This is a genomic window from Nocardiopsis sp. TNDT3, assembly GCF_003427465.1.
Taxonomy (GTDB): Bacteria; Actinomycetota; Actinomycetes; order Streptosporangiales; family Streptosporangiaceae; genus Nocardiopsis; species Nocardiopsis dassonvillei.
This window is the reverse complement of the sequence record NZ_QPFC01000888.1, coordinates 1-3,592: the sequence shown is the minus strand read 5'-3', so window position 1 is coordinate 3,592 and position 3,592 is coordinate 1. Positions and strand designations below refer to the sequence as shown.

General features: G+C 74.0%; 3 protein-coding genes. All 3 read right to left on the bottom strand.

From position 1 onward, the window contains the following. Nucleotides 1-1,129 precede the first annotated feature (1,129 nt). Nucleotides 1,130-1,942, bottom strand: a complete 813-nt coding sequence (locus DQW06_RS21140) for an SGNH/GDSL hydrolase family protein (protein WP_026337915.1) — start codon at nucleotides 1,940-1,942, stop codon at nucleotides 1,130-1,132. A gap of 95 nt (nucleotides 1,943-2,037) precedes the next feature. After that, nucleotides 2,038-2,835, bottom strand: a complete 798-nt coding sequence (locus tag DQW06_RS21135; RefSeq protein WP_117199159.1) for an SGNH/GDSL hydrolase family protein — start codon at nucleotides 2,833-2,835, stop codon at nucleotides 2,038-2,040. After that, nucleotides 2,835-3,592: isoprenyl transferase (locus tag DQW06_RS21130; protein ID WP_117199158.1), on the bottom strand; the 758-nt coding region annotated here is incomplete at its 5' end. The genes DQW06_RS21135 and DQW06_RS21130, both read right to left, overlap by 1 nt.

Below are 3,592 nucleotides of genomic sequence, written 5' to 3'. Positions count from 1 at the left end.
GCGTCGGAGGCCGGGCCGCTCGCGGGGGCGGGAGCCGCCCGACCGGTCAGCGGGCCCTCCTCCGGCGAGGGGTCCGACGGCCGGGAGACCGGTCTGCCGCCCGCCGGACCGGACAGGTTCGGGACCAGGTCGGGCTCCGCGGCCCAGGGCGAAGCCCACTCGAGCACGCGCCGCACACTGCGCACCGCGATCGGTCTGGGCGCCCCCCTGTCCTGGAACCACACCAGGTCGGGCTTCCGGCGGGCCCCGCCCCAGGCTCGGGCCACCGACGTCTGCCCGGCCCCGTCGCGCACCACGGCGCGAACGTGCCAGTCCCGGTCGGCGGGCCGCTCCGAACCCCACACCGCGGCGGCGGTGAACGCCTCGGCGCCGAGCGGGGCGGAAGAGGGCGGGGGCGCGGTGCCGAGGGCGCTCGCCCGCGGGGTACGGGCTGTGCCGTCGGCTGACCCCCGTGGGCGTTGCCCTCCCCCGGTTCGGAGAACCCGGAGCGCGCCGAGGCCCCCGATCCGCGCCGGGGCGAGGGCCAGCGCGCGTGGTAGCGGCGCACGGCCGCCTCGAAGGTGTCCTCCTCGTGGGCGGCGCCGCTCCCCCGGGTGCTCCACAGGGCCCGGATGTCGCGGACCATCGCGCGCCATCCGGCCCGGTCGCCGGGGTGGGTGCGGCCGACCGAGCGCAGCCGGGGCCTGCCCGCGTCGTCGACCGTCAGGGTGATCTCGGCGTACCTGACCTCCCCCGTCCCCCTGACGAACTGCCCGAAGCGGCAGTGGTAGCCCGGCGTCAGCAGGAGCGGGGGCCGCCCGTTCCCCGGGTGGGAGGCCATCACCAGCAGGTAGGACTCGTCCGAACGGGCCTCGACCGTCCCGAGGCTCTCGAAGAACTCGTAGTACCGCAGCGGCCCTATGAGCCGCAACCGGAACTTCAGGCGCTCCCAACGCAGTCTGCGCAGCGCCGTCCTGAGGACGCGTGCGGACTCGCGTCGCCGCGCGGACTCGTCGGGCATGGGGTTCCCCGCTGTGGACCGGTGGGCTCCGTCGAGCGGAACACTATCCCGGCCCGGCCGGGGCTGTCTGCCCCGGCGGGTCCACGCCCGGAGCGCCGACGCGTCGTGCGCGCGGCGCCCCGCGGGGCGTCAGTCCCGGCGCAGCGGGTCCAGGCTGGGGCGTTTGGGGCTGACGTTGTCCCCCGAGGAGCGACCGGTGAGGCGGCGGCCGATCCACGGCACCAGGAACTCGCGCGCCCAGTGCAGGTCCTCCTGGCGGGCGGAGCGCCAGTCGCGGGGGTCGGCGGGCGGCCACGGCTGCCTCCAGTCGCCCTCCACGGGCACCCCGAGCACCTCGGCCACGCGCAGCGCCATGCGGCGGTGGCCCTCCGGGGACAGGTGCAGGCGGTCCCAGCTCCAGGCGCGGGCGTCGTCCAGGACCCGCATGCTCCACACGTCCACCACGTCGCAGCCGTAGCGGTCGGCGATGGCCCGCAGGTGCATGTTGTACGTGGCGATCCGGCCGCGCATGTGGCGCATCACGGGCTGCCAGTTGGTGTCGAACCCGGTGAAGACCACGATGCGCGCGCCGGTCCGGCTGAGCTCCTCCACCGCCGCGGCGAAGGCCACGGCCACCGCGTCGGGGTCGCTGCCGGGGCGGATGATGTCGTTGCCGCCCGCGCACAGCGTGATCAGGTCCGGCGAGAGCTCCACCGCCCGGGGGACCTGTTCCTCGGCGATCTGGCCGATGAGCTTGCCGCGCACCGCGAGGTTGGCGTAGCGCACCTCCGCGACGTGGTCGGCCAGGTGCTCGGCCAGGCGGTCGGCCCATCCCCGGTAGCGGCCGTCGGGCGCGCCGCCGCCGTCCGGGTAGGGGTCGCTCATGCCCTCGGTGAAGCTGTCACCGAGGGCGACGTAGGACAGGATGTCCTGGTGCACCAAGTTCGTCCCAAAACCGCTCATAATGCCCGATCATCCAACTCCACGCCAGGGTTACGCGACAGTAGGTTGATCGTTTTCGGCGTTTTGGGAGCCACCTCACACCGGTTCGGCGGCGGTCAGCGGTCCTTGGTGACCCGGGTCAGCTCCGGGCGCTTGGCCGTGACCGTGTCGCCGGAGGAGCGCCCCGTCAGGCGGCGGCCGATCCACGGGCCGAGCGACTCCCTGACCCAGGTCAGGTCCTCCCGGCGCGCACGGGTCCAGCCGACCGGCTCGCTGTGCGGCCACGGTTCGTCCCAGCGCTCCGTCACCGGCACGCCCAGCACCTCGGCCACGCGCAGCGCCAGGCGGCGGTGCCCCTCGGGGGACATGTGCAGCCGGTCCTCGTCCCAGGCCCGGGGGTCGGTGAGCACCCTCATCGGCCACTGGTCCACCAGGAGGCAGCCGTGCTTGTCGGCGACGGCGCGCACGTGCATGTAGTAGCGCGCGAACAGGCCGATGGTGCCGCGCATGTAACCCGTGGTGATGTTGACGCCGGTGAAGAGCACGACCTGGCTCCCCGCGGCGCGCAGGCGGCCCACCGTGTGGTCCAGGATCCTGGCCATCCGCTCGGGGTCCCCGCCCGGGCGCAGCAGGTCGTTGCCGCCCGCGCTCAGGGTGACCAGGTCCGGGGCCATAGCCAGGACGGGCGGGAGCTGGTCGGTGACGATCTGGCGCATGAGCTTGCCGCGCACCGCCAGGTTCGCGTACATGACCTCGCCCAGCTCGTCGGCCAGGTGCTCGGCCAGCCGGTCGGCCCAGCCGCGGAAGCCCGCGCCCGGCTCCGGGTAGGGGTCGCCCACGCCCTCGGTGAAGCTGTCGCCCACCGAGACGAGCGACATGCCCGGCCTGAGCAGCGGGCCGTCCGAACCTGCCATCACTTCTTCTCCTCCGACACGGGGTTGGGCACGGCACCGCCGTAGCGGCGGTCCCGGCTCGCGTAGATCTCACAGGCCCGCCACAGGTCGCGGCGGTCGAAGTCGGGCCAGAGCGTGTCCAGGAAGACGAACTCGGCGTAGGCGGACTGCCAGAGGAGGAAGTTGGACGTGCGCTGCTCGCCGGAGGAGCGCACGAACAGGTCCACGGGCGGCACATCGGGGGCGTAGAGGTGCTGGGCGAGGGTGTCCTCGGTGATCTTCTCCGGGGAGAGCAGACCCGCCGCCGCCCTGCGGGCCAGCTCGCGCGCGGCGTCGACGATCTCGGCCTGTCCGCCGTAGTTCACGCAGAACTGGAGGGTGAGCGCGGTGTTGTCCCTGGTCATCTCCTCCGCGTCCTGGAGTTCGCGGATGACGCTCTTCCACAGCCGCCCCGCGCGCCCGGCCCACTTGACGCGGACCCCCCGCGCGTGCAGCTCGTCGCGGCGCCTGCGGATGGTGTCGCGGTTGAAGCCCATGAGGAAGCGCACCTCGTCGGGCGAGCGCTTCCAGTTCTCGGTGGAGAAGGCGTAGGCGGACAGGTTGGCCACGCCCATCTCCAGGGCGCCCTCGATCACGTCGAAGAGCGAGGACTCACCGGCCTTGTGCCCCTCGGTGCGCGCCAGCCCGCGCTCCTTGGCCCAACGGCCGTTGCCGTCCATGACCACGGCCACGTGCCGGGGCACCAGCTGGGCGGGGAGCTCGGGGGGACGCGCGCCGC

Excerpts from the sequence above, each read along its gene's own strand:
- DQW06_RS21140 (WP_026337915.1), bottom strand. The coding sequence starts at position 1,942 with ATGAGCGGTTTTGGGACGAACTTGGTGCACCAGGACATCCTGTCCTAC.
- DQW06_RS21135 (WP_117199159.1), bottom strand. The coding sequence starts at position 2,835 with ATGGCAGGTTCGGACGGCCCGCTGCTCAGGCCGGGCATGTCGCTCGTC.